Origin of the sequence: Actinomadura bangladeshensis (assembly GCF_004348335.1) — a bacterium.
Taxonomy (GTDB): domain Bacteria; phylum Actinomycetota; class Actinomycetes; order Streptosporangiales; family Streptosporangiaceae; genus Spirillospora; species Spirillospora bangladeshensis.
On record NZ_SMJW01000044.1, the window covers coordinates 16,603 to 40,590 of the forward strand.

Below are 23,988 nucleotides of genomic sequence, written 5' to 3' on the forward strand. Positions count from 1 at the left end.
CTATCGCCCGACCGTGACTCCCGAGGGGAGCACCCATGTCGATACTGCGTTCACGGGTACCACCTCCTCGTTCTCCGGCACGGCCTCCGGCAAGGTAGCAGCGCCCTCCGCGCCCTGCCAACGGGTTTTGCGGCGTCGGACGGGACGCCGGGGCCGTGCCGGAGGTCGCGCAAGGCAGGGCATCCGCGCGGCGATCGCACCGCCGGGCGGGGGCGTCCGCCTCGGCGTTCGGCCTCGCAGGGCGGTGACGGCCTTCTCGATGCGGCGCCGGCGCGTCTCGGGCTTCTTCGCGCTCTCGATGGCGCGGACGTGCCCGCGCTTGCGGCCGTCCGTCAGAGCGTCATAGGCGGCGCGGGCGGCTCGACGGTGGTGCGGAACTTCACGAGGTGCTCCTTGCCGGTCGGCGCGCGTTCGAGGGACGGGTCCGAGGGACGGGCGGTCGGGGCGGTGCGTGAGGCTCGTCCGGCACCGGGCGGGGGCCGGCGTCGGCGCGATCCCGCGTCGGCGCCGGACCCCGATGAGGCGCGCCGGTCATGTCTTGTGTGACCGGCGGTGACCGGGCCTCACGCACGCCCGATGCTTGCCGGGCGGTTACTCGGCGTAGGGCTGGTCGTTTCCGCGGGGGCTGTAGCTGAGGCTCCAAACGTAGCCGTCCGGGTCGGCGAAGGTGCCGCCGTACCCGCCCCACGGCAGGGCTCCGGCGGGCTTGAGGATCGTGGCGCCGGCCTTCCCGGCCTCGGCGATGATCTCGTCCACCCGCGCCTCGCTGCGGACGACGTAGGTGAGGACGAGTCCGCTGAAGCCGCCGCCCTCCGGGCTGGTGCCCACCTGGTCGGCCAGGCCGTCACGTCCGTAGAAGCCGACGGGCGAGGCCCCGTCGGATTCGAAGAACACCGAGATGCCGTAGTCGTCCTTGATCTTCCAGCCGAGCCCCTCGGTGTAGAACCGCTTGGACGCGTCCATGTCCTTGACGCCCAGGAGGATGGAACTGACGTGCGCTTTCATGGCTCGTCTCCTTGATGCTCGAAGTGGTCGCGCCGCCGGAGACCGGCAGCCGGGCCGGCCCGCGGCCGGGCCGGCCGGTCACATCGGCGGGGGTCCGCCGGTCAATCAGTAATGACCGGCTAGACGGAGGAATGTGACAGATGGTCGAGCAGGATTGGGTGGGCGAGCGGTTCACCGAGCACCGGGACCGCTTGCACGCGGTGGCCTACCGGATGCTCGGCTCGCCCGGTGAGGCCGAGGACGCGGTGCAGGAGGCATGGCTGCGGGTCAGCCGCGCCGGCACCGGCCGGGTGGAGAACCCGGGAGGGTGGCTGACCACGATCGTCGCCCGGGTCTGCCTGAACATGCTCGAAGCGCGCCGGAACCGGCGCGAGGAGCCGGCCGGGGCGCTGCCGGCCGAGCCGCGCGCGGGCGGCCGCCCGGCCGGGCAGGGCGGCCCGGAGGATGAGGCGCTGCTGGCCGACTCGGTCGGTGTCGCGCTGACGGTGGTGCTGGACGAGTTGGCTCCGGCCGAGCGGCTCGCGTTCGTCTTGCACGACGTCTTCGCCGTGTCGTTCGCCGAGATCGGGGCCATCCTCGACCGCTCCCCGGCGGCGGCGCGGCAGCTCGCCAGCCGGGCCCGGCGGCGGGTGCGCGGGGCGGCGGACGCGTCGGTCGCCGCGCGATCGGCGAAGCGGGAGATCGTCGAGGCCTTCCTGGCCGCCTCCCGCGGCGGGGATTTCGAGGCCCTGCTGGAGCTGCTCGATCCGGGCGCCGTGGTCGGCGACCTGCGCGGCAGCCGGGACGTGGCGACCTTCTTCACCGGGCGGGCGCAGGCCGCCCGGCTCGCGCTGGTGGACGGCGTCCCGGTGGCCGTCTGGTCGCACCTGGGCCGGCCCAGGGCGGTCATCTCCTTCACCGTCGACGACGACAGGATCACCCGGATCGACGTCGACACCGACCTCGACCGGATCCGGGGGCTCGACATCGTCGTCCTTCCCGCCGACGACGAGGAGCGGCGTTGAACCACGCGGACTTCAGGCTCTCGTCGTGCGCTCTGGCCGTCCACGACCTGGACGAGGCGGTCGGCTTCTACCGTGACGTGCTCGGCTTCGAGGTCCACGCCGATGCCGGCCCCGCGGGGACGCGGCGGGTGAGCGTGGGGCCGCCATCACAGCCGGACGTGCGGATCCTCCTCCAATCCCCCGGCGGCGTCCGCGACTGCGCCTTCCTCGACCCGTCCGGCAACCTTCTGCGTTTCACCGAGCCTTAGCCGCCCGCCCGCCGGGACCCCTCCAGCTGCCGCGGCCTCCGCCGGCCGCGGGCCGTGCGGTCGCGCCGGTATCCGTCATGGCCCGCGCAGTTCCCGGAGGCCGGCGGCGAGGAGCGCGGGGACGGCCTGCTCGGCCAGCACCGAGGTCGCGTCGGCCACCGCGCCCTGCCGCGCCCGGTAGCTGATCCCCTGCGCGATGACGGCCAGTTTGAAGTTGGCCAGGGCCAGGTAGAACGGCCAGTGGTCCAGGCTGACACCGCGGCGGCGGGCATAGGTCTCGGCGATCGCGTCACCGCCCGGCAGCCGGTCGCTCGCCCATGCCGCGTCGAACCCGAGGATCAGGTCGAGTTGCCGTTGGCGGTAGACGCACATGAGCGCGATGTCGGTCTGGACGTCGCCGACGGTGGCGAGTTCCCAGTCGACCACCGCGAGCACCTTGGTGATGTCCTCGCCGTCCAGCAGCGTGTTGTCGATCCGGTAGTCCCCGTGAACCACACCGATGTCCCCCGGCGTGCCCGGGAGCGCGGCGAGCAGCTGTGCGTGCAGGCGCGTCGCGTCGGTGAGGTCCCGGTCCTTGACCTCGTTCCACTGCCGCCACCAGAGGTGGACCTGGCGCGTCAGGAAACCGTCCGGCCTGCCCAGGTTTCCGAGCCCGACCTCGGCGGCGTCGACGGAGTGCAGGTCGGCCAGGATCCGTACGAGTTCGGTGACGCAGTCCTCCAGTTCGCGGGAGGTGTGGGCGTCGAGTTGCGCGCGGGTCCGCAGGACCTGGCCTGGTACGAAGCCCGTGACCGCGAACGGTGCGCCGATGACCGCCGGGTCCTCGCACAGGGCGACCGCCGCCGGGACCGGGACGGCGCTGTGCTGGAGAGCCTTGATGACCTGCCATTCCCGTGCGACGTCGTGCGCCGACGGGGTGAGGCCGGAGACCGGCGGCCGCCGGACGACCCACCGGCGGGCGCCGTCGCCGACGATGTAGGTGAGGTTGGACTTTCCACCGCTGACCAGCTCGCCGGTCAGCGGTCCGCTCACGTGCACGCCCCGGCGTTCGAGGAACGTGTGCACACCCCCGAGGTCGAGGGCGGATGGGTCGGGACTCATGCCCACCTTCCTGGAGAGGATCTGGTCGCGGTCATCGGGGCTGTTCCCGCGCGGTCGCCCCGCCGATCCCGACGATCGACCGCGCGATCGTCAGGTAGCGCTCGAGGAGCTCCTCGACCGGCAGTGCGCCGTCCGGCCGGTACCAGGAGGCGACGCCCACGCACAGCGAGGCGATCGCCCGGCTGGCGTCCTTGGGGAACGGCGTCGAGAAGTCGCCGTTCCGCACACCTTCGAGGATCACGTGGTCGAGCATGCGCTGCTGCTCGTCCCGTTTGGCGACGTAACGCTCCCGATTGCCGGGCTCAAGACTGCGCAGTTCCGCCGTCGACACCATGGCGCCGGTGCGCCGGTACATGTGGAACCGCAGCAGCGACTCGACCAGCGCGTCGAACTGCGAGCGGGTGTCGGGCGGTGCGGTCCGCAGCGCCTGGCCGCTGCGGGTCAGCAGTTCGTCGATGATCGACATCATGAGATCGACGAGGATGTCCTGCTTGGACGGGTAGTAGTGGTAGACACCCGGCACGGACAGGCCGGACCGGCGCGACAGGGTGCGCGTCGTGGTGCCGTGGTAACCGTTCTCGGAGAACGCTTGCAGGGCGGCGTCGAGGATACGCGGGAGCTTGAGGGGCCCATACTCCCGCCAGTCGGGCTCGGAGGACATCGGCTCGGTCGTCACCTCACTGATCGTGGGTCGGGGGGGATGCGCTGTTCATATGATCACGGACACGCCGCCGCGTCCGTGCGGACTCGATGAGCTCGTCGAGGGCCTCCGGGTCGTCGACGGCGCCGCGGTTGACCGCGCCGTCCGCGTCGGCGCCCTGCAGGATGCGTTTGACCGGGACCTCCAGGCGCTTGCCGGTCTTGGTGTGCGGCAGCCGGGCCAGCGGGATCACCTCGTCGGGCACGTGCCGCGGCGAGGCCCGCTCGGTGATGCGCCGGCGGATCAGGTCGGCGAGGCCGGCCGGGTCCTGCTCGCCGTGCGGGACGACGAAGAGCGGCATCCAGTAGCCGCCGTCCGGTTCCTCGACGCCCACGACGAGGGCGTCCTCGACCTGCGGCATATCGCTGATGGCGTCGTAGATCTCCGCCGAGCCCAGCCGGACCCCGTGCCGGTTCATCGTCGCGTCCGAGCGCCCGAGGATCACGACGGTGCCGCGCTCGGTGAGCACGGTCAGGTCCCCGTGGCGCCACACGCCGGGGAACATGTCGAAGTAGGTGTCCCGCAGTCTCGTGCCATCGGGGTCGTCCCAGAAGCGCAGCGGCATCGACGGCATCGGCTCGGTGATCACCAGTTCCCCCGGTGCGCCGGCGGGGACCTCCCTGCCCTCGGCGTCCCAGACCTGGACCGCCGCACCGAGTGCGGGTGCGCAGATCTCGCCGTCGTACACGGGGGTCGTGGGTGCGCTGGCGACGAAGATTCCGACGATGTCGGTGCCACCGCTCATCGACCCGAGCTGGACCTCGGCGCTGACATGGTCGCGGAACCACTCATTGGCGCCGGCGGGCAGGACCGATCCCGTCGCGCCGACGAGCCGCAGCGTCGAGAGGTCGAGATCCCTCCCCGGCTCGAGGCCCGCCCGCTGGGAGACTTCGAGATAGCCCGGGCTGGTGCCGAACACGGTGACGCCGAGGTCGGAGACGATCCGCCACAACGCGTCGGGGCCGGGCGACGTCGGCCGTCCGTCGTACAGGACGATGGTCGCGCCGTGGAGCAGCCCGCAGACCTGGGCGTTCCACATCATCCAGTTGGGCGTGGTGTACCAGAAGAAGACGTCGCCGCGGTCGATGTCCATGTGCAGGCCCGGCGACACCAACTGCTCCAGCAGCACTCCCCCGTGCCCGTGCACGATTCCCTTGGGCCTGCCGGTCGTACCGGAGGTGAACAGGACCCACAGCGGGTGGTCGAACCCCGCGGCCACACCGGTCGGATCGGGCTCGGCGGCGAGTGCGTCCGCCCAGGTGCTGACGTCCGGCCCGGCGGCGGGGGCGGCGAGCCCGGCGGTCTCGACGGTGATCGTGTGCCGCAACCCGGGAAGCAGGTCGCGCAGCCTCCGCGCGTCAGCGCGGCGGTCGTGCACCTTTCCGCCGAACCGGTAGCCGGTGCCGGCGATCAGCACGCGGGGCGACAGCTGCGCCATCCGGTCCGCGGCCGAGGGCGCCGCGTAGTCGAGGGCCGTCTGCGCCCATACGGCGCCGACCATCGCCGCCGCCACGAACGCGACGACCCCTTCCACGCAGTTCGGCAGGTATGCCGCGACGCGGTCGCCCGGCTCGACGCCGAGGGCGCGCAGGCGGCCCGCGACGGCGGCGGCCTGCGCGCGCAGCGCGGCGTAGGTGATCGACGACCGCTCGCCGGTCTCCGCGACCAGGATCACGGCGTCCTGGTCGTCGTCGCCGGCGCGCAGCATGTGCTGCCCGAAATTGAGCGTGCCGCCGGGGAACCAGACCGCGCCGGGCATCCGGCGTTCGGCGAGCGCAGCGCGCGGCCGGGTGACCCAGTCGACGGCGAAGAAGTCGGCGACCGCCGCCCAGAACTCCCCGGGATGGGCGGCCGACCATGCCTGGAGCGCGCGGTAGTCGGTCACATCGCCGAGGCTCGCGCGGCCCTCCGCCTCGAGCCACGTCGCGAACCGCACGATCCGGCTCTCCCGGACCCGTGCGGGGTCCGGCGCCCAACTGGGCTCGATGGCGGTCATGGTCGGCCTTCTTTCACGGTCGGTGCGTCTCGGAACGGCGGAACGCGGCTCAGCGCCGCCCGGGTAGGAGCGATCCGCGGGCGAGGACCACGTCGGCGGCGACGGCGACGATGAGGACGGACCCCGTCGCGAAGTACTGCACCTCCGTCGACAGCCCCAGCAGTTGGACGCCGTTGCTGATCGACCCGATGACCAGGGCGCCGAGCAGCGCCGACCAGATCGATCCGCGCCCGCCGAAGAGGCTGGTGCCGCCCACGACGGCCGCCGCGATCGCGTTGAGCATCAGCGGGCCGGATCCGGAGGTCACCGATACGCCGAGCTGGCGGGACGCGTCGACCATTCCGGCGACGGCCGCGCACGCCCCGAGCACCAGGAACGAGTACAGCACCATGCGGCGGACCGGGATGCCGGCGCGCTGGGCCGCCTCGCGGTCGCCGCCCACCGCGTACAGGTGGATGCCGTAGCGGGTCTGCGTCGTGGCGTACCAGGCGACCAGCAGCATCACCGCGAGGATCAGCAGCGGCATCGGCAGCCCCCGCTGCCGCGTCAGCGTGAAGACTCCCCCGAGGAGGGCGGCGCCGAGGACCAGGGAGGGCACCACGACGGCGGCCGGCGAAGCCGCCGAACCCGTGGACACCCGCTCCCGGTGCTGGAACAGCCGGTACGCCGCGAACGCCGCGGTCCCGGCCGCGGCCAGCGCGTAGCTCAGGCCCGCCGGAATCGTCGTACTCGCGATCTTGGCGAACGGGGTGGCCGCGACGCTGATCGTGAACTCGGGCGGCAGCACGACGAGGATGAGCCCCTGGAGGATGACCATCCCCCCCAGCGTCACGATCAGCGACGGCACGCCGAACATGATCACCTGGGCCTCGACGAACGTGACGGCCATGCCGGTGAGGACCGCGGCCGCGATGCCGACCGCCAGCGGCAGGCCGCTGTTGACGACCAGCCCGGCGGCCACCGCGGCGCACACCCCCGACAGCACGGCCGAGGACAGGTCGATCTCGCCGACCAGCAGGACGAAGACCACGCCGAGGGCGAGGATCGCGGTCGTCACGATCTGCAGGGTGAGGTTGGTGAGGTTCTGGAAGCTGAGATACGCCGAACTCTGGCTGTAGAAGATCGCCCAGATGATCGCCAGCACGACGAGTACCGGAACGCTGCGGTGCGTCGCCGACTCGAGCGCCCGGCCGAGCAGGGTGCGGCGGGCCGCCGGCGGGGCGCCGGCGGGGGACGTCGATACGGTCACAGGTCTTCCACCCTCAATCGTTCGTCGGCTCGGCCGCGCCGGTCATCGCGCTGACCAGGTCGGACGGCGTGTAGGCGCCGCGCTGGAACTCCGCGACCTTGGAGCCGAGCCGCAGGACCACGACCCGGTCGGCGACCTGCCGCACGTCCTTCATGTCGTGCGAGATCACGACCACGCCCCGGCCCTGCTCGCGGAGGCGGTGGATCAGGTCGAGGACCTCGCCGCGCTGCGAGACGCCGAGGGCCGCGGTCGGCTCGTCGAGCAGCACCACCGCGGGGTCGCTGATCAGCGCACGGCAGATCGCGATGCCCTGCCGCTGACCGCCCGAGAGCGCGGAGACGGGGGTGCTCAGCGAGCGGAGCCTGACCGAGAGCGACTCCAGCACGCGCAGGGCCTCCTCCTCCATGAGGTGGCGGCGCACCCGCCGCCCGGACCACACCCCGCCGCGGCGCTCCCTCCCCAGGAAGAGGTTCTGGACGGCGTCGAGGTTGTCGCACAGCGACAGGTCCTGGAACACGGTGTGGATCCCGGCCTCCGCCGCGTCCCGAGGCGAGTCCAGGCGCACGGCCTCGCCGCGCACCCGGACCTCGCCCGCGCTCGGCGACTCCACTCCGGACACGATCTTGACCAGGGTCGACTTCCCCGCGCCGTTGTCGCCGACGAGGGCCACGACCTCGCTTTCGCGTACCGAGATGTCGACTTCGTGCAGGGCCCGTACGCCACCGAAGTACTTCGAGACCTTCGTGAGTTCAAGCAGGGCGGTCCCCTGCGCTGATCCGCCGTGCGACGGATCGGAGAGCTGCGGTTCGCTGTCCAGGGCCATCTTTCCTCCGCGGGGCGGCCGGTGGCCGCCGGCCGCCCGATGGCCGCCGGCCGCCCGCTGCCGATGGGGTCGGGGTTACTTGTTCCTGGTCTTGCAGGTCTCGGTCTCCGCGGCCGGGCCCGTGCAGATCTGCTTCCAGGTGAACATCTCGAGGTCGACGGCCTTCTGCACAGCGTCGCCGGGGTCCTTGCCCTCTTCGAGGTGGATGAGCGTCGCGTCGAGCTTGGCCGTGGGCACCTTCATCGCGCCGTTGTCGATGGTGTCCTTGACGAGATCGGCCGGGGGCTGCTGGCCGGCGATCGCCGCGAGCGCGATCTTCGCCGCCGCCTCGGCCTCGACCTTGAACGGCTTGAGCACATTGTCCTGCTGGTCGCCGGTGAGCATGTACTGCAGACCCGTCAGCTCCGGGTTCTGGCCGCCGTACACGGGGATGTCGAGGTTCTTGCCCTTGAGCGCGGCGATGATGCCCGCCGTGATGCCGTCGTAGAACCCGAGGAACGCGCCGACCTTGTTCTGCGTCTTGGTCAGGCACTGCTCGGCGGCCTTGGTGGCGTTGTCGGGCGCCCAGTCCTTGACGTAGTCCTCGCAGACGACCTTGATGTCGCCGCTCTTGATCAGCGGGTCGAGGACCTGGTTCTGCCCGGTGAGCATCTGATCGGTGTACACGTCGCCCTTGTTGCCGTACTGGCGGGCGACCTGGACCGGCTTGGCGCCGAGCTCGCCGCTCGCGACCTGCTCGGCGAAGTAGGTGGCCTGCTGCGCGCCGACCTTCACCGGGTCGAAGATCGTCTGTGCGTACAGCGTGCCCTTGACCGGCGGGTTCTCGTACCCGATGACCGGGACCTTGGCCTGCTCGGCGGCCTGGAGCAGGCCGGCGCTGGTGTTGGGGTCGGCGGCGACGACCACCAGCGCCTTGGCGCCGGCGGCGATCGCCGCGTTGGCCTGCGAGAGCTGCTGGTTGGAGTCGCCTCCCGCGTTCACGAACTTGACCTCGACGCCGGGGTCCAGCGCCTTGATCGCCTTCTCGAACGCCGGGCCGTCCTGCTGGATGTAGCGGGTCGGGGTGGTGTTGGGGGCCATGAAGTAGACGAGCTTGGAGTCGCCGTCCTTACCGGCGCCGGCGCCACCGCAGGCCGCAGTGAGGAGGAGGCCGGCGCACGCACCTCCGGCGATGACGGTCCGTCGGATGGCGCCACGAGAACGCTTCACTGGGTACCTCTTCTGCTGGACATCCGCGCCGCCCGGCGCGGATGGTCTTGTGGGGGTGGATCAGAGCGGCTGAAGGCCCGCGTGCTTCGCGGTGATCTGCAGCGCGAGGTGCTTGGAGTAGATGCGGACCCAGGCGAGCGGTCCGCCCATGTACCAGAACCCCGGGTGGCCGGTGCGCCGGTAGAGTCCGCCGATCTCGCCGTCCTCGCCGATGCCGAGGACGAGCGGGAGGCGGTCGGCGACCTGGTCGCCGAAGAGCCGGCGGGCCGTCTCGCGCATGTTCTGGTAGCCGGTGGCGAGGACGACGAGGTCGGCCTCGATGGTCCGGCCGTCCTCGAGGCGGATGCCGTCGGGGGTGAACTCCGCGAGCCCGGAGCCCTGCGCGAGCTTGATCTTCCCGTCGGCGATGAGCCGCGAGCAGCCCACGTCGATGTAGTAGCCGCCGCCGTAGGCCAGCGCGTAGCCCATCAGCCCGGTGCCGTCGGGCCCGTTGTTGCGCTTGAAGCCGACCGCGTCGAGTGCGGCGAGCAGGTCCGCGTCCTTCTTCGCGGTCTCCTTGACGCCGTCCTTGGCCATCTCCAGGACGAGCGGCCACGGGGTGCCGCTGGCCAGCAGGTCGGCGTACGCGGTCGGCGGACCGCCCTCGACGAAGTTGCTGCCGAAGATGGCCGGAATGCCGTGCTCCTGGCTGATGATGTGGGTCGAGGAGCGCTGCACCAGTGTGACGTCCGCGCCGGCCTCGTAGAGGTCCTGCGCGATGTCGTGGCCGCTGTTGCAGGCGCCGACGACCACGGCCTTCTTCCCGGCCCAGCCGGTGACCGAATCGTGCCGGCTGGAGTGGTAGACCGTGCCCGCGAACCGGTCGCGTCCCGGGACATCGGGGATGTTCGGCTCGCCGGCGGCGCCCGTGGCGAGGACGACGTCGCGCGGACGCAGTTCCCGCTCCCCGTCCGGCGTACGGACGCGCAGCGTCCACCGCCCGGTCTCCTCGTCGTAGTCGCTCGCGGTCATCTCGGACGACGTCCAGACGTTGAGCTCCATCGCCGACGCGTACGACTCGAACCAGTCGGCGATCTTGTCCTTGGGGCAGTAGACCGGCCATGAGTCGGGATAGGGCATGTAGGGCAGGTGGTCGGCCCACACCGGGTCGTGCAGGACCAGCGAGTGGTAGCGCTTGCGCCACCCGTCGCCCACCCGCGCGCTCTTCTCGATGATCAGCGTGTCGACGCCCATGAGCCCGAGGTTCGCGGCGACGGTCAGACCGCCCTGACCAGCCCCGATGACGACCACGTCCGGGTCGGAGCCGGTGTAGCGCAGGTGCTCCTGCCGCTTCTGGAGCCAGTTGCGCCCGCCGTCTGCGGGGTCGTACCGCGGGCCCCTGGAGCGGTGCGGGCCGATCGCCCGCTCGTGACCGCGCAGGTCGTCGAGTTCGGTCAGCACGGTCCAGGCGACCCAGCCGCCGTCCTCCCGGACGAGCCGGACGGCCCCCCGCCCGAAGCCGACCGGCGTCTCGAAGGTGAGGAAGCCTTCGACGATCTCGCCGTCGCCCTGGTACCGCGGACCGAACTCGGTGACCATCCGGACGTTCGCGAACGATCCCGTCGCCAGGTGCTCGCCCAGCATCGCCGCGATGCGGTCCCGGCCGCGGTAGGTGCCCAGGTCCTGGGTGAGCGCGAGCAGGTCGCGCCACCAGCTGTCGTCGGCGAGCAGCGTGGCGGTTCCCGCGGCGTCGGCGGCCTCGAGCGCCGCCGTGAAACGTTCCAACCACGCGGCGAACGTGGCCTCCGCCGTGACCTCGACCACGCTGACCTGGCCTGTCTCCGTCGCCATGGACGCACCCTTCGGTCCGCGAAACTTCGATACAGTCCGAGCGATCGCTCGGTAGGCACAGAGTGTGCAGGTCAACAACCTGATAAGCAATACCTTCGTAAAACATTCATCTCGGCGGTGATTGCCGAGCCACGTGTCCGATCTGATGGAATCAAGGCTCCAGGGCCAGCCGATTCGACACCGCGCCGTGGGTGACCGAGCCTTCATCAACCCCTGCGCGGCCGGCTCTTCATCGTGATGGCCAGGGCCGGCAACAGACCGGACTCCCCCGACGGCACCGCACATGTTCCTCGTACCGGCGGGCGCGGTGGGCGAGGGGTTTCGCTACGCCCATGTCCAGTTCGGCCTGGGTGCCTGTCCTAGGTGATGCGCCGGCTCGGTGCGGCGGAACACGCCCGCGAAGTGCGGGTCGCATCGAGACGGTCGGCGAGGTTGCGGACACTCCGCGGGTGGGCCGGAGGCCCAGCCCGGCCAGGCGCGCGATGGCCGTCCGGGTGATGAACGCAGGACCTGCGCCGGTGATGCGGCTGGGACGGCCTCCTGCTCAGTCGGAGGCCGGGCGGGTCGGTCCCGCCGGTGGAAGTCGTGGATCACATCGCGGACGGTGCCCTCATGAGCGGCGACCATCCTGGGGATCGCCGGGGCCGGCGTGCTCGCCGTCGGGGCGGCCGGGCACTGTAGCGGCTTCGGCGCGGGCGGCGCGTTCGCGCTGCATGGCGGCTTCGGCGCGGGCGGCCACCAGGTCGCTCTCGAGCCGGTCGCAGAGGGCTTGACGGGAGGCGAGCGCGTTCTGTGCGGCGGCCAGTTGCCGAGCGGCCTGCTCGGCGGCGGACTCGAGGGCCGGTTGCCGGCGTTCCAGGGCCTCGGCACGGACGGCGGCCTCACGTCCGTGCCGGATCGCCTCGTCACGTGCCCGCTCGGCGGCTTCAGCCCTGGTCAGCTGGGCGCGTGTCTCCCCGTGGGCAGCGGCCAGCGCCTCCCGAGTGCCCGCAAGTGCCGCCGTAGTGTGGGCCAGTTCGTCCTGAAGGGCCTGCAGTTGCTCAGTCTGGGCCCGGGCGGTCGCTTCGAACCGGGTGCGTTCCTGCTCGTGGGCGTTGCGGGCGTCGCGGAGTTCGGCGGCCTTGGCGTCGCGGGCGGCCTCAGCGATGGCCTGGGCCTCACGGGCGGCGTCGCGGGCATCCCGGTGCGCGGCGATCGCCTCGGCGGTGTCGGCGCGGACGCGCTCTAGCTCCGCATGGTCGCGGGCCGCGGCCTGCTCGGCGGCCCGCTGCGCGGCTCGGGCGGCCTCGGCGGCCGTGACGGCTTCCTTGCGCGCCTTGTCGGCGGCCAGGGCACGGGCATCGGCGTCGGCTTCGGCCTGTGCGGCGGCCGTCGCCTCGGCCTCGGCCCGCTGCACCCGGGACAGCGCTCCGTCCTGCGCCTGGGTGAGGAAGTCCTGCAGTGCGGTCAACTGGGCCTGCAGGGCGCCGATGGCCGCCGGCACCTGCTGGGCGAGCGCTTCGGCCTGGTGCAGTGGTTCGTCGACCGCGGCGGCGTCGGCCGCGCGCCGGTCTCGGCTGGCCTGATCGGCGTGGGCCTTGCTGCAGTACTTGGCGGGCCGGCCGCGGCCGCGCATCGGGAGCGGTTCGGTGCAGCCGGCCAGGGCGCACTCCCCCGCCGATTCAGCCCCCGGGTTCCCGGCCGCAACCTGCCCGCCGGCTTGCCCGTCCGGCTCAGCGTCGTCGTCAACGGCGGGATCGGCTGGGGGCGCGGGCGGTGTGACGCCCGGCCCGATGGCCGGTGGAGTGACCGCCGCGGTGCTCGCGGTGTCCGCAGAGTCGTCAGTGGCGCCGTTCTTGCTGCCCGTCTCGCTGCTCACCCGCCCATCCTAGGGATTTTTTCGCTTCGCGACACGCTAAATGAATAACGCGACACGCAGAACGCGTAATGAGGATCAGGTTGGGGCTCCGGGATAATGACGGTTATCCTGGTGATCATGATCAACAGCGGCGACCGGCCCGCGATCGATGCCGCGCACGACCTCACGGGCGAGTCGTGCCCACCCTTCGAGGGGCAAGGGCCGGAAACGTCCGAGAGCGCCTACGCGCCGCACGCTCCAATGCGATTGCAAGCCGAGACAGTGGCGAACGGGCCCGAAACCGCTGGTGAGGGTGTCGTGGTGGAGCGCCCGGCGGCGCGCGCGTTGGCGGCGGGCGGCATGAGCGCCGTCCCGCGACCGACTCCGGAGGCACCGTTGGAAGCCGCCACGCTGTTGCCGGCGCCCGCAACGGCGACGCTTCCGCCAGCGACCTTGTCACCGGGGCCCGACCCGGCGCAGGATCCGGTCGGGGAGGCCGTCGCGCTGCTGCCCGCGCTGCCGGCGGACGACCCAGGCGACCGTTACGGCCTGCGGCTGCTGACCGCCGCCTGGCTGCGCAGCCAGCGCAGCGACGCCACCCGCCGCGGCTACTACCGTGATCTGGGCGACTGGCTGGGCCACTGCGCCCGCACCGGACTGGATCCGCGGGCGGCACGGCGCGCGGACATCGACGACTGGTCGGCGTCCATGACCGTCACCGTCGGCGGCCGGTCACGCCCGCCGAGCGCCGCGACCCATGCGCGGCGGCTCGCGGCGGTGTCGTCCTGGTACACCTACCTGCAGTCCAACGACGTCACCGACCGCAACCCGACCCGGCTGGTCAAGCGCCCGAGCAGCGCGCAGATCGCCGCGTCCGCCCGGAAGGCGCCCACCCTCAGCGTCGCCGAGACCGCGCGGCTGCTCGACACCGCGGAGGGCCGCGCCATCGAGCTGGGCACCGAGGCGGCCTGGCGCGATGCGGCCGTGGTCGCCCTGCTCTTCTACACCGCGCTGCGCGTATCGGCGTTCACCGGCGCCGACCTGGCCGACCTGGACACCGAAGCCGGGTACAGGGTGCTGCGGTACACCGCCAAGGGCAAGGGCCCCGACGGCCGTGACTACGTCCGCCTGGACGGCGAGCTCTGCCGAGTTCTGGACGCCTACCTCGCCGTCCGTGCCGGTCGGCATCCGGGCCGCGACTGCCCGCCCGGACCGCTGCTCGTCACCACCCCACATCCCTACGATCGGGCCAAGCGCGGCGACAAACGACTGACCCAACGAGATGTCACCAACATCCTGCGCCGGCAGGCGGGGCTGGCCGGGCTGCCGGCCGCGTCCCGGCTCAGCCCGCACAGCGGCCGCCGCACCGTCATCACCACCCTGCTCGGCAACGACGTCCCCCTCGCCAAGGTCCAGGACCTGGCCGGCCACGCCGATCCCCGCACCACCCGCGGTTACGACGACACCAATCACAAACTCGCCTCCTCCCCCGTCACCGACCTCACCCGCATCCTGGCTCGCCACCGCACCGCCTCGGACTAGGGCCCGGCATCCCGACAAGCCCGCGAGGCATTCACCAAGCCACCAGGCAGAGCGCACTGCCGACGATGCGGAGTCTGTGTCAAATCTCGCGTCCCCGTATTCACCTGGTCCCTGCCGAGTGATGCGGGGCTTCGGGTTGGTGACGCACGGTGCAGGGGCCCGCGCGATGCGGGCCGCCTCCCGATGCGGGGACAGGTGGTCAGCGGAAACTGATCGGCGTGGTGGACGGCCCAGTCGGCGTAGATGTACGGGGGCGCCCGGTGACGGGGTGTCGGTAACGAAGCTGTCATGAGGTGAACGCGTTGACGCTCGTCCAGGTCAGACGGTCCGGCGTCCGCCCCGGGTCGAGGAACGCCGTGTGCGAGGTGCCGACCGCAGCAGCGACCGCACGCCGGTCCGCGTCCGTCGCCGCCGGGTCGTCGTCGGTGACGGACGTGGGGCTAACGCCCCGGCCGTCGCTCCGCACGCACGCATCAACGACCGTGGCATCCGGCCAGGACAACAGCACCGTGCGTATCAGGTGACGGATGCTCAGCGATGGCTGGGCCCGCTTGGTCAGTCGATGCCTTCGACGATGCGGAAGTCGCGCTCGAAGCCGTCGGGGAGGGCGACCAGCGCCTTCTGGTATGCCTCGCTCTCGTATGCCGCGACGGCCTGTTCAAAGCTGTCGAACTCGATCAGAACGACGCGCTGCGTGATTCCAGCCTCGTGGGCGACGACTCGACCGCCACGGGACGGGAGGAGGGCCAGGTTGCGCCCGCCCCCGGCCTGGACAGCCGGACCGGCCAGCTTGTCGTAGGCGGCCAGCCTCTCAGGGTCGGAAATGGCGGGGTAGACACTGACCCAGTAGCCCTTAGCCATGGAAACCTCCAGCGTTCGGCCGGACACGTCCGACTTCGAATTGACATTCAGATCGATTGATCCCGGCGACCGGTAGTGCGGTCGGCTGAATCGCCATATGCGCAGGTTAGGGCTTGATGTGCGGTCGGGGGAAAGACCGGTACGGGATAGACTCAGAACGGATCGTTATCAATCGACAGGGAGGGCACGTGGCGCCGGATACGGTGAGTCTGCGGTACTTCCTGGTGCTGGCGCAGGAGTTGAACTTCACCCGCGCGGCCGCACGGATTGGTATCGCACAGCCCGCACTCAGCGCCCGGATGCGCCGATTGGAGGCGGAACTCGGCACGGCCCTGCTGGTCCGCAGTACGCGTAGCGTCGTATTGACCACAGCCGGTGCGGCTTTGGCGGAGTCCGCGCCGCCTGCGCTGGCGGCGCTGGACCGGGCCTGGGACACCGCCCGGAGCGCGGCGGCCGGGGAACTGGGCACGCTGAGCATCGGATACAGCCTCAGCACCGGGGCCGAGACGGCACCGGCCCTGGTGGACAGGCTGATTCGCGGCAACAGCGGTCTCGAGGTCGGCGCGGTCCCGATGGCGACACCGGAGATCTCCCCCGCGGTGGCCGAGGGCCGCATCGATGCCGGGATCACCCGCGGTGAACAGCCTGGCCGCGGCGTGCGCCGGTTCTTGCTGCGGCGTGAGCGCATCGGGGTTCAGCTGGCGCAGCACCATCCGCTGGCCGGACACCCGGAGATCGAGATCGCCGACGCGGCCGCGTATCCCCTGCGACTCGCCGACCGTGCGGCCAACCCCGTGGTTCACGATCAGCTGTCCGCGCTGTTCCAGGACACCCGGCCACACCCCCGATTCCACACCCCCGATTCCACACGCCCGCAGTCTCCTTCGACATGTCTCAGCGCTACCTGCTCGACGGGGTCACCCTCGCCCCGGCCGGAGAAGCCGCGGTCACAGCACAACCGGCCGGTCTCACCTGGCGACCGCTGCGGGGCGCGCCCAGCCTGACGATCCACCTGGTCCTCCCACGCGAGCAGTCGCCGCTGCACCGCCGCATCCGTACCGCCGCCAGAACCCTGGCGCACGAGCTGAACTGGCTGCCGGACTGACGCGCCGGAGGTCAGGCGAGACGGACGCCTGCGGTGGCGAGGCCGAGGAAGCCGTCGCCGTCCTCGAGCGGCACCCGACGTTCAACAGCTCTCTCCGTGCCGAGCGCCTCATCGACCTCGGCCGTATCGAAGACGCTGTACGAGCCCTCCAGCAGCCAAGGACCACACCGACCACACCCGCTTGGGACGGCGGCTACTCCACCGAACCGCCGTTCTGACAGCTCGGGCTGGTACGTGCCGCACGTTTCCTGCCACCGCACTCGCCCGCCACCAACTCCAACTCGTCATCCAGCACCGTCCGGTGCTCGGCGGAGTCGTCCATCCCCGCCGATTGCCACCCCATGGCTGGTCACGTCCAGCGGAGACCACGCGGGCGCGCTGGGCACGGACCTCCTCGGCCGCGGGCTGGTCGAAGACCGTGCGCACCAGCGTGGCCACCGACGGCTGCGCCGCCTTGGGGACGCGTGCTCGCACCGAGGCGCCGTCCGCTAGAACAGTCATCGCCTGCGGGGTGGCGGGGTTAGCGGTGTCGTGGTGAGGAGGTGAGGCCGGGGATCAGGACGGCGCCCACGAGTAGGTGCAGGGCGGTCAGGACGAGCAGGGACTCGGTGTCGGTGGCGCTGCCGAGGGGGCCGGTCAGTGACAGGGCGAGGACGGTGAGCGCGGTGATCGTCCAAGTGCGGCGGGGGCGGGCGGTGGTGCGTTCCAGGAGGGCTAGCAGCGCCCAGGCGGCCAGACCTACTGCGAGGGTCGCGGTCACGACGGCGGCCGCGCCGATCGGCTGGGACCGGCCGCCGGTCTCGGCGGACAGGTCGAGCCCGGCGACCGGGACGGTGAGTGCCCACAGCGTTAGGGCGGCGATGGTAGTGGCGGCGACGGTCGCCGCGCGGAGGATGCGGGTGCGCCGGGCCGACGTCGGCTGAGTCAGGGGCGTGCCGGACATGTCGGTCTCCTTCGTTCGTTGCGTGTCCGGTCACCGTCGCCGCAGCGGCGGGGTGGGCGCATCGGGCGCGGGGCCAGGTCCGATCCGTCCCGAGGTGGGGCGGGCACCTACTTTGGTCGGTGTCGGCGGCCCGGGGGCCGTGGCTAGCCTTGGCCGGTGGACGAGGTGACGTTCGGCCAGGTGGACGCCGGCCCGGCGGGGCGGCGCAGGCGCGTCGGCGCGGGGATCCTGCTCGCGGTGTCGGCCGCGCTGGTGGGGCTGACGGTCTGGGGCCGGTGGAGTTCGGGCGGCTCGCTGCCGCTGGACATCGCGGCCGGTGCGGCGGGCTGCGCGCTGGCACCGCTGCTGCTGTGGCGGCCGGTGCCGGCGGCGCTGGCGCTGAGCGTGCTGGCGGCGCTGTCCCCGGCGGCGACGCCGGTGGCGAGCATGGGGGTGCTGCACGTCGCGCAGCGGCGCCCGTTCCCGGTCGCGGTGGCGGTCGGCGCGGCGGCGCTCGCGGCGCACGTCGTGCAGGGGCTGTGGCAGCCGAGCGGCGGGATCTCCTTCGGCTGGTGGCTGCTGCTGGTGGCGCTCGGGGACGGGGCGCTGGTCGGCTGGGGCGCGCTGGTGCGGGCGCGCCGGGCGCTGCTGCTGTCGCTGCGCGAACGCGCGCGCCGCGCCGAGGCCGAGCAGGGCCGCCGGGTCGCCGAGGCGCGGATGGCCGAGCGGACGCGGATCGCGCGGGAGATGCACGACGTGCTGGCGCACCGGCTGTCGCTGCTGGCCACCTACGCCGGGGCGCTGGAGTACCGGCCGGACGCGCCGCCCGAGCGGCTGGCCGAGGCCGCCGGGGTGGTCCGCGCGGGGGTGCGGCAGGCCCTGGAGGAGCTCCGCGAGGTGATCCTGCTGCTGCGCGCCGACGACGCCGGCGAGAACGACCGGCCGCAGCCGGTCCTGGCCGACGTGCCCCGGCTGGTGGCCGAGTCGCGGGCCGCGGGCGGGCGGGTGGAGCTGAGCGACGGGACGTCCGGCGCGGAGGGCCTCCCGCCGGCCGCCGGCCGGACCGCGTACCGGGTGGTGCAGGAGGCGCTGACCAACGCCCGCAAGCACGCGGCGGGCCGTCCCGTCCGGGTGGTGCTGGAGGGCCGGCCCGGCGACGGGCTGGTCATCGACGTCCGCAACCCGCTGCGCGCGGACGGCGGGGACCCGCCGCCGGGCAGCGGGACGGGCCTGGTGGGGCTGACCGAGCGGGTCCGGCTGGCCGGGGGCAGGCTCGACCACGCGGCCGCCGGGGACGAGTTCCGCCTGCGCGCCTGGCTACCATGGCCCGCGTGAACCGCCCCCTGCGCGTGCTGATCGTGGACGACGACGCCCTCGTCCGCGCCGGGCTGTCGATGATGCTGGACGGAGCGGGCGGCATCGCGGTGGCCGGTGAGGCCGCCGACGGCGACGAGGTTCCCGCGGCCGCCGACGCGCACGCGCCCGACGTCGTGCTGATGGACCTGCGGATGCCGCGCGTGGACGGCATCACCGCGACCCGCCGGCTGCGGGCCAGGGCGAACCCGCCCGAGGTCATCGTGCTGACGACGTTCGACTCCGACGAGAACATCCTGCGGGCGCTGCGCGCCGGGGCCGGCGGGTTCCTGCTGAAGGACACCCCGCCGGACCGGATCGTCCAGGCCGTGCACCGGGTCGCCGCCGGGGAGCCGATGCTGTCGCCGGCGGTCACCCGGCGGCTGATGGACCGGGCGGCGACCGAGGCCGGCGCCCACCAGCGGGCCCGCGCCGCGCTGGCCCGGCTCAGCCCGCGCGAGAACGAGGTGGTCCTGGCGATCGCCCGGGGACGCTCCAACGCCGACATCGCGGCCGAGCTGTTCATGAGCGTGGCGACGGTGAAGGCGCACGTGTCCAGCGTCCTGACCAAGCTGGACATGGACAACCGCACCCAGATCGCGCTGCTGGCCCACGACGCCGGCCTCGCCTGACGGCCCCCGCGACGCGCATCTCCCGACACGCCCCGCCGGGCGCCCGCAGCCTGGCCGAGCAGCGCTATCCGCACGCCCGCGCCGCCCGGCCGCCGCCGGACTGACCCGCGGCGGCGCAGGTCACGGGGCCGGCGGCGGGACGAGGACGCCGGCGCGCGCGGCGGCGCAGGCCGCGGCGGCGGCGCGGTCGGCGGCGGCCTCGTCGACGGGCTCGCCGGTGATGAACGCCCGGTGGTACAGGGGCGCGACGGCGGCCCGGACGACTTCGGCGGGGTCGGTCCCGGCGGGGACCTCGCCGCGCCGGGCGGCGCGCTCGGTGATGGCGGCGGCCTGCTCGTGCCGGCGGGCGTAGAAGGCGTGCAGGGCGCGGGCCGCGGTGTCGCTGTGCGCGGCGGCCAGCACGAACGCGCGGGTGAGGGGCGCCTGCGCGGGGTCGGTGAGGCCGGTGAGCACGAGCCGGGCGAGGGCGCGCAGGTCGCCGGGGAGGGTGCCGGTGTCGGGGACGGGCCACGGTTCGGCGGCGGCGCGGGCGAGGGCGTCGGCGATGAGGCCGTCGGCGCCGCCCCAGCGCCGGTAGACGGTGGTCTTGTGCACGCCGCAGCGGGCCGCGACGCCCTCGACGGTGAGGCCGCGGTAGCCGTGCTCGGCCAGTTCGGCGAGCACGGCCTCCCGGACGGCCTCGCGCACCCGCGCGGTGCGGCCGCCGGGGCGGACGCTCCCGGGCTCCGGGCTGGTCATCGGCCGCCCCCGCGGCGCGGGTCGGTTCCCACACCGCCGATCCTAACGCGACACCGGTTGCGTTAACACTGCTGCCGGGAGGAGCTCGGGCAGTCCAGTCATGGACCGACCCGCCCAGCCAGAACAGACACGGTGACCACGCTGGCCGGCCATACCGCCGCGAGGGCGTGGTCCAGGGCCGCCGCGCGGTTGCGGCAGGTGGTCCCCGAGAGCCAGTCGATCTAGATCCGATCGGCGTGCCCGCCGAGGCCGGCGGGCCGCTCGGTCTGGACTGCGACATCCCGGGCGGCGCGCTGTGGGCGGCGCTGGAATCCGGTGCGCTCGCCCGCGTCTCCGCCGCCGGGTGACGGTTCGAGCCGCGCCGAAGCGTCGGCGGGCCACGGTGGAGGCATGAGCTCCGCGAACCCCGCCACCGGACGGGCCGCGGCCGGCGCACCGGGCCCGGTGCCGCGCCGCGGCGCGATGCTGGCGATCCTGTGCGCCGGGATGTTCCTGGTGCTGCTGGACGTGACGATCGTCAACGTCGCGCTCCCCGGCATCGGCCGGGCCCTGGACACGGGCCTGCCCGGCCTGCAGGGCGTCGTGGACGGCTACGCGGTCGCGATCGCGGGGCTGCTGCTCGGCGGCGGCGCCCTCGGCGACCGGATCGGGCACCGCCGCGTCACCGTGGCGGGGTTCGCCCTGTTCGGGGCGGCGTCGCTGGCCTGCGGCGCCGCGCCCGGCGCGGGGCCGCTGGTCGCGGCGCGGGTCGTGCAGGGCGCGGGCGCCGCGCTGCTGCTGCCCGGCAGCCTGGCGCTGATCACGGCGCTGTATCCGGGGCGGGCCGAGCAGGCGCGGGCGCTCGGGGTGTGGGCGGGCGTCTCCTCCACGGCGCTGCCGGCGGGTCCGCTGCTGGGCGGTCTGCTGGTCGACACCGCCGGGTGGCGGTGGATCTTCCTGCTGAACGTGCCGGTCACCGCGCTGGCGGCCGCGGGGGTGCTCGCGCCCGTCCGCGGGCCCCGCCCGCCGCGGCCGGACGTCCCGCTGGACCGCGCCGGGATGGTCCTGGCGCCGCTGGCCCTCGGCGGCCTGGCGTGGACGGTCATCGCGGCGGGCCACGGCCACCGGGGCGGCGCCGTGGCCGCCGCCGGGGTCACGGTCGCGGCCGGGGCGGCGTTCGCCGCCGCGGAGCGGCGCGCCGCGGCGCCCATGATCCCGGGCGGGCTGCTGCGGGCCCCGGCGTTCCTCGGCGCGAACGCCATCGCGTTCATCATGAACCTGGTCAGCAACGGGGTCCTGTTCGTGGCGACGCTGCGGCTGCAGCAGGCCGGGGGCCGCTCCGCGCTGGCCGCCGGGGCGATGCTGCTGCCGATGGCCGTCCCGCTGGCGCTGCTGGCGCCGGTCAGCGGCCGCCTCACCGCCCGGTTCGGCACGCGGGTGCCGCTCGCCGCGGGTACCGCGATCGCCGCCGCCGGGTCGCCGGCCCTGCTCGCGGCCGGGCCCGGCGGCGGCTACGCGGCGCTGCTCCCGGCCCTCCTGGCGATCGGGATCGGCGACGGCCTGATCGTCACCGCCGTGGTCGCCGCCGCGATGCGCGCCGCACCGCCCGCGCACGCGGGCCTCGCCGGCGGGTTCAACAACACCGCCCGGCAGGCCGGGACGGCGCTCGGCGTCGCGGTGTACGGGGCGGTCGCCGGCCCGGCCCTGCGCCCCGCGTTCGTCTCCGGCCTGCACGTCCTGGCGTGGGTGAGCGCCGCGCTGTGGCTGGTCGCGCTCGCGCTGACCCGCATCGTCCCGTCCCGCTGAGCCCTCGTCCGCCGGGGCCCGCCGGCCGGGCCCGGGACGAAAACCGGTTGGCGTGATCACCGGGGTCCGTTACAACGGACGGCATGCTCCGCAAGTACCCCCGGACCCGGCATATCGCGGGATCGCGGCTGCAGCCCGGCGACCACGACCTCGCCGCGGCGCCGTTCTCGGCGATCGCCGGGCGGCACCTGGTGGTGGAGGAGAAGCTCGACGGCGCCAACGCCGGCATCAGCTTCACCGCCGGCGGGGAGCTGCGGCTGCAGAGCCGCGGGCACTACCTGGCCGGCGGGCCGCGCGAGCGCCAGTTCGGGCCGTTCAAGGCGTGGGCGGCGTCGGTGCAGCATGTCCTGCGCGAGCGGCTGCGCGACCGGTACGTGCTGTACGGGGAATGGCTGTACGCCAAGCACACCGTCTACTACGACGCGCTCCCCCACTACTTCTGCGAGTTCGACGTCCTCGACCTGCGCGACGGGACGTTCCTGTCGACGCCGCGGCGCCGGGAGCTGCTGGAGGGGACGCCGGTGGTGCCGGTGCCCGTCCTGCACGAGGGGCCGCTGCCGGACCTGGCGGCGCTGACCGCGCTGGTCGGCCCGTCCACCTGCCGCACCCCCGCCTGGAGGGACGCGCTGCGCGCGGCGGCCGAGGCGGGCGGCGCCGATCCCGGCCGCGTCGCCGCCGAGACCGACTCCTCCGACGACATGGAGGGCCTCTACATCAAGGTGGAGGAGGACGGCCGCACCGTCGGCCGCTACAAGTGGGTCCGGGCCGGTTTCCTCACCGCGATCCTGGACGCGGGCACCCACTGGCTGGACCGGCCGATCGTCGCCAACGGCCTCGCCGACCCGGAGGCGCTGTATGCGGGTGTTTGAGGAGCTGTGCCCGGCCCCGCCGCGCTGGGAGGTGCCCTGGCGCGAGATCCGGGACGCGTTCGGCTGGGTCCGCGACCTGGCCGGCGTCCCGCAGGACGCGGTCTTCCACGGCGAGGGCGACGTCGAGGTCCACACCCGGATGGCGTGCGAGGCGCTGGCGTCGCTGCCGGCGTGGCGGGCCCGCCCGGCCGCCGAGCGGGTCCGGCTGTTCACCGCGGTGCTGATGCACGACGTCGCCAAGCCGCACTGCACCGCCACCGGCGACGACGGCCGCATCACCGCGCGCGGCCACTCCCGCCGCGGCGACCTGATGGCGCGGCGCATCCTGTGGGAGCTCGGCGCGCCGGTCGCCTGGCGCGAGCACGTGGCGGCGCTGATCCGCCACCACCAGGTGCCGTTCTGGGCGCTGGAACGCCCCGACCTCCAGCAGATCGCGTTCCGCGCGAGCCTGCTGGCCCGCAACGACGACCTGGTGCTGCTGGCGTCGGCCGACATCCTCGGCCGCGTCTGCCCCGACACCGCCGAGCTGCTGGACAACGTCGCCCTGTACGGGGAGTACTGCGCCGAGCAGGACTGCCTGGACGCGCCGCGGGCGTTCCCGTCCGACCACGCCCGGTTCTGGTACTTCCGCACGCCCGGCCGCGACCCCGCCTACGCCGCCCACGACGACACCCGCTGCACCGTCACCGTCCTGTCGGGGCTGCCCGGCGCCGGCAAGGACCACTGGATCGCCGCGAACCGCCCGGACCTGCCGGTCGTCAGCCTCGACCGGCTCCGCGCCGACCTGGGGGTGTCGCCCGCCGGGGACCAGCGCGCCGTGGCCGCCGCCGCCTACGAGCGGGCCCGCGCGCACCTGCGCGCCGGGCGCTCGTTCGTGTGGAACGCCACCAACGTGTCCCGGCAGCAGCGCGCGGCGTGCACGGGCCTGGCCGCCCGCTACCGGGCGCGGGTCGAGGTCGTCGCGCTGGAGGCGCCGCCGCGGGTGCTGCGCGACCGCAACCGGGCCCGCCCCGCGCCCGTCCCGGACGCGGTCGTCGACCGGCTGGTGCGCCGCTGGGAGACCCCCGACCCGACCGAGGCGCACCGGGTCGACTGGCTCACCACCGCCTAGCCGCCCGCCCCCGCCGCCGGCGGGACGATAATGGGGGCCGGCCGGGAGAAGGGGAGGCGGGCCATGGG

The 23,988-nt window shown here is 73.4% G+C and carries 23 protein-coding genes; 9 read left to right on the plus strand and 14 right to left on the minus strand.

The features are described 5' to 3' along the window. Both E1284_RS44015 and E1284_RS11500 read right to left on the minus strand, forming a co-directional pair. The gene (locus tag E1284_RS44015; protein WP_207923695.1) at positions 1–519 is read right to left on the minus strand and encodes a YdeI/OmpD-associated family protein; all 519 of its coding nucleotides are present in this window, start codon (positions 517–519) and stop codon (positions 1–3) included. Positions 520–591: 72 nt separating this feature from the next. Beyond that, positions 592–1,005 carry a VOC family protein gene (locus E1284_RS11500; protein ID WP_131939023.1) on the minus strand — a complete coding sequence of 138 codons (414 nt, stop codon included), beginning with the start codon at positions 1,003–1,005 and terminating at the stop codon, positions 592–594. A 140-nt stretch (positions 1,006–1,145) separates the two neighbouring features. On the opposite strand from E1284_RS11500, the gene E1284_RS11505 reads away from it, so the two are divergent. Both E1284_RS11505 and E1284_RS11510 read left to right on the plus strand, forming a co-directional pair. Beyond that, complete coding sequence (locus E1284_RS11505; protein WP_131939024.1) at positions 1,146–2,009, plus strand: sigma-70 family RNA polymerase sigma factor; 864 nt, start codon at positions 1,146–1,148, stop codon at positions 2,007–2,009. Beyond that, positions 2,006–2,257, plus strand: a complete 252-nt coding sequence (locus tag E1284_RS11510; protein WP_131939025.1) for a VOC family protein — start codon at positions 2,006–2,008, stop codon at positions 2,255–2,257. The genes E1284_RS11505 and E1284_RS11510 overlap by 4 nt, the downstream gene beginning before the upstream one ends. Positions 2,258–2,332: 75 nt before the next feature. Here the strand turns inward: E1284_RS11510 and E1284_RS11515 are convergent, their stop codons facing one another. The 8 genes from E1284_RS11515 to E1284_RS11550 form a co-directional block, all read right to left on the minus strand. Next, the gene (locus E1284_RS11515; protein WP_131939026.1) at positions 2,333–3,358 is read right to left on the minus strand and encodes a phosphotransferase family protein; all 1,026 of its coding nucleotides are present in this window, start codon (positions 3,356–3,358) and stop codon (positions 2,333–2,335) included. 31 nt (positions 3,359–3,389) lie between these two features. Further along, positions 3,390–4,034, minus strand: a complete 645-nt coding sequence (locus E1284_RS11520) for a TetR/AcrR family transcriptional regulator (RefSeq protein WP_243714413.1) — start codon at positions 4,032–4,034, stop codon at positions 3,390–3,392. Between the two features lies 1 nt (position 4,035). Continuing rightward, positions 4,036–6,054 carry an acetoacetate--CoA ligase gene (locus tag E1284_RS11525; RefSeq protein WP_131939027.1) on the minus strand — a complete coding sequence of 673 codons (2,019 nt, stop codon included), beginning with the start codon at positions 6,052–6,054 and terminating at the stop codon, positions 4,036–4,038. Between the two features lie 49 nt (positions 6,055–6,103). Then, entirely contained in the window at positions 6,104–7,303 is a 1,200-nt protein-coding gene (locus E1284_RS11530) for a sugar ABC transporter permease (RefSeq protein ID WP_131939028.1), read from the minus strand. 13 nt (positions 7,304–7,316) lie between these two features. After that, the gene (locus E1284_RS11535) at positions 7,317–8,126 is read right to left on the minus strand and encodes an ATP-binding cassette domain-containing protein (protein ID WP_131939029.1); all 810 of its coding nucleotides are present in this window, start codon (positions 8,124–8,126) and stop codon (positions 7,317–7,319) included. Positions 8,127–8,201: 75 nt separating this feature from the next. Continuing rightward, positions 8,202–9,335, minus strand: a complete 1,134-nt coding sequence (locus tag E1284_RS11540; RefSeq protein WP_131939030.1) for a substrate-binding domain-containing protein — start codon at positions 9,333–9,335, stop codon at positions 8,202–8,204. 60 nt (positions 9,336–9,395) lie between these two features. Beyond that, positions 9,396–11,165: a flavin-containing monooxygenase gene (locus tag E1284_RS11545; protein WP_131939031.1), complete on the minus strand. Its 1,770-nt coding sequence runs from the start codon at positions 11,163–11,165 to the stop codon at positions 9,396–9,398. A gap of 610 nt (positions 11,166–11,775) precedes the next feature. After that, positions 11,776–13,023, minus strand: coding sequence for a coiled-coil domain-containing protein (locus E1284_RS11550; protein WP_131939032.1), 1,248 nt, complete (start codon positions 13,021–13,023; stop codon positions 11,776–11,778). 432 nt (positions 13,024–13,455) lie between these two features. Between E1284_RS11550 and E1284_RS11555 the strand changes: the two genes are divergently transcribed. Beyond that, positions 13,456–14,544 (plus strand): tyrosine-type recombinase/integrase, encoded by a 1,089-nt coding sequence (locus E1284_RS11555; protein WP_165965216.1) that lies wholly within the window; start codon positions 13,456–13,458, stop codon positions 14,542–14,544. Between the two features lie 286 nt (positions 14,545–14,830). On the opposite strand, the gene E1284_RS11560 is transcribed toward E1284_RS11555, so the two are convergent. Together E1284_RS11560 and E1284_RS11565 are read right to left on the minus strand one after the other, a co-directional pair. Next, the gene (locus E1284_RS11560; protein ID WP_207923693.1) at positions 14,831–15,010 is read right to left on the minus strand and encodes a hypothetical protein; all 180 of its coding nucleotides are present in this window, start codon (positions 15,008–15,010) and stop codon (positions 14,831–14,833) included. A gap of 89 nt (positions 15,011–15,099) precedes the next feature. Beyond that, positions 15,100–15,405, minus strand: coding sequence for a DUF1330 domain-containing protein (locus E1284_RS11565; RefSeq protein WP_131939034.1), 306 nt, complete (start codon positions 15,403–15,405; stop codon positions 15,100–15,102). Positions 15,406–15,593: 188 nt separating this feature from the next. Here E1284_RS11565 and E1284_RS11570 point away from each other — a divergent pair, with 188 nt between their 5' ends. Further along, a complete protein-coding gene (locus E1284_RS11570; RefSeq protein WP_207923694.1) occupies positions 15,594–16,409 on the plus strand; it encodes a LysR family transcriptional regulator in 816 nt (271 codons plus the stop codon). A gap of 621 nt (positions 16,410–17,030) precedes the next feature. On the opposite strand, the gene E1284_RS11575 is transcribed toward E1284_RS11570, so the two are convergent. Beyond that, the gene (locus E1284_RS11575; protein WP_243714414.1) at positions 17,031–17,453 is read right to left on the minus strand and encodes a DUF6069 family protein; all 423 of its coding nucleotides are present in this window, start codon (positions 17,451–17,453) and stop codon (positions 17,031–17,033) included. A gap of 156 nt (positions 17,454–17,609) precedes the next feature. Between E1284_RS11575 and E1284_RS11580 the strand changes: the two genes are divergently transcribed. Then, positions 17,610–18,767, plus strand: a complete 1,158-nt coding sequence (locus tag E1284_RS11580) for a sensor histidine kinase (protein WP_243714415.1) — start codon at positions 17,610–17,612, stop codon at positions 18,765–18,767. After that, a complete protein-coding gene (locus tag E1284_RS11585) occupies positions 18,755–19,417 on the plus strand; it encodes a response regulator (protein WP_131939035.1) in 663 nt (220 codons plus the stop codon). Before E1284_RS11580 ends, E1284_RS11585 begins: the two co-directional genes overlap by 13 nt. Positions 19,418–19,537: 120 nt before the next feature. Here the strand turns inward: E1284_RS11585 and E1284_RS11590 are convergent, their stop codons facing one another. Next, entirely contained in the window at positions 19,538–20,155 is a 618-nt protein-coding gene (locus tag E1284_RS11590) for a TetR/AcrR family transcriptional regulator (RefSeq protein ID WP_131939036.1), read from the minus strand. 390 nt (positions 20,156–20,545) lie between these two features. Here E1284_RS11590 and E1284_RS11595 point away from each other — a divergent pair, with 390 nt between their 5' ends. The 3 genes from E1284_RS11595 to E1284_RS11605 all read left to right on the plus strand — a co-directional run bounded on the left by E1284_RS11595 (position 20,546) and on the right by E1284_RS11605 (position 23,920). Then, a complete protein-coding gene (locus E1284_RS11595) occupies positions 20,546–21,940 on the plus strand; it encodes an MFS transporter (RefSeq protein ID WP_243714416.1) in 1,395 nt (464 codons plus the stop codon). A gap of 83 nt (positions 21,941–22,023) precedes the next feature. After that, entirely contained in the window at positions 22,024–22,809 is a 786-nt protein-coding gene (locus E1284_RS11600; protein ID WP_131939037.1) for an RNA ligase family protein, read from the plus strand. Further along, positions 22,796–23,920: an AAA family ATPase gene (locus E1284_RS11605; RefSeq protein WP_131939038.1), complete on the plus strand. Its 1,125-nt coding sequence runs from the start codon at positions 22,796–22,798 to the stop codon at positions 23,918–23,920. The genes E1284_RS11600 and E1284_RS11605 overlap by 14 nt, the downstream gene beginning before the upstream one ends. The last annotated feature ends 68 nt before the right edge of the window (positions 23,921–23,988 follow it).

What these genes read in the sequence shown, in the direction of transcription:
- E1284_RS11545 (WP_131939031.1), bottom strand. Translation starts at nt 11,165, where the DNA reads ATGGCGACGGAGACAGGCCAGGTCAGCGTGGTCGAGGTCACGGCGGAG.
- E1284_RS11600 (WP_131939037.1), top strand. Translation starts at nt 22,024, where the DNA reads ATGCTCCGCAAGTACCCCCGGACCCGGCATATCGCGGGATCGCGGCTG.
- E1284_RS11515 (WP_131939026.1), bottom strand. Translation starts at nt 3,358, where the DNA reads ATGAGTCCCGACCCATCCGCCCTCGACCTCGGGGGTGTGCACACGTTC.
- E1284_RS11535 (WP_131939029.1), bottom strand. Translation starts at nt 8,126, where the DNA reads ATGGCCCTGGACAGCGAACCGCAGCTCTCCGATCCGTCGCACGGCGGA.
- E1284_RS11505 (WP_131939024.1), top strand. Translation starts at nt 1,146, where the DNA reads ATGGTCGAGCAGGATTGGGTGGGCGAGCGGTTCACCGAGCACCGGGAC.
- E1284_RS11500 (WP_131939023.1), bottom strand. Translation starts at nt 1,005, where the DNA reads ATGAAAGCGCACGTCAGTTCCATCCTCCTGGGCGTCAAGGACATGGAC.
- E1284_RS11605 (WP_131939038.1), top strand. Translation starts at nt 22,796, where the DNA reads ATGCGGGTGTTTGAGGAGCTGTGCCCGGCCCCGCCGCGCTGGGAGGTG.
- E1284_RS11585 (WP_131939035.1), top strand. Translation starts at nt 18,755, where the DNA reads ATGGCCCGCGTGAACCGCCCCCTGCGCGTGCTGATCGTGGACGACGAC.
- E1284_RS11575 (WP_243714414.1), bottom strand. Translation starts at nt 17,453, where the DNA reads ATGTCCGGCACGCCCCTGACTCAGCCGACGTCGGCCCGGCGCACCCGC.
- E1284_RS11565 (WP_131939034.1), bottom strand. Translation starts at nt 15,405, where the DNA reads ATGGCTAAGGGCTACTGGGTCAGTGTCTACCCCGCCATTTCCGACCCT.
- E1284_RS11595 (WP_243714416.1), top strand. Translation starts at nt 20,546, where the DNA reads ATGAGCTCCGCGAACCCCGCCACCGGACGGGCCGCGGCCGGCGCACCG.
- E1284_RS11525 (WP_131939027.1), bottom strand. Translation starts at nt 6,054, where the DNA reads ATGACCGCCATCGAGCCCAGTTGGGCGCCGGACCCCGCACGGGTCCGG.
- E1284_RS11590 (WP_131939036.1), bottom strand. Translation starts at nt 20,155, where the DNA reads ATGACCAGCCCGGAGCCCGGGAGCGTCCGCCCCGGCGGCCGCACCGCG.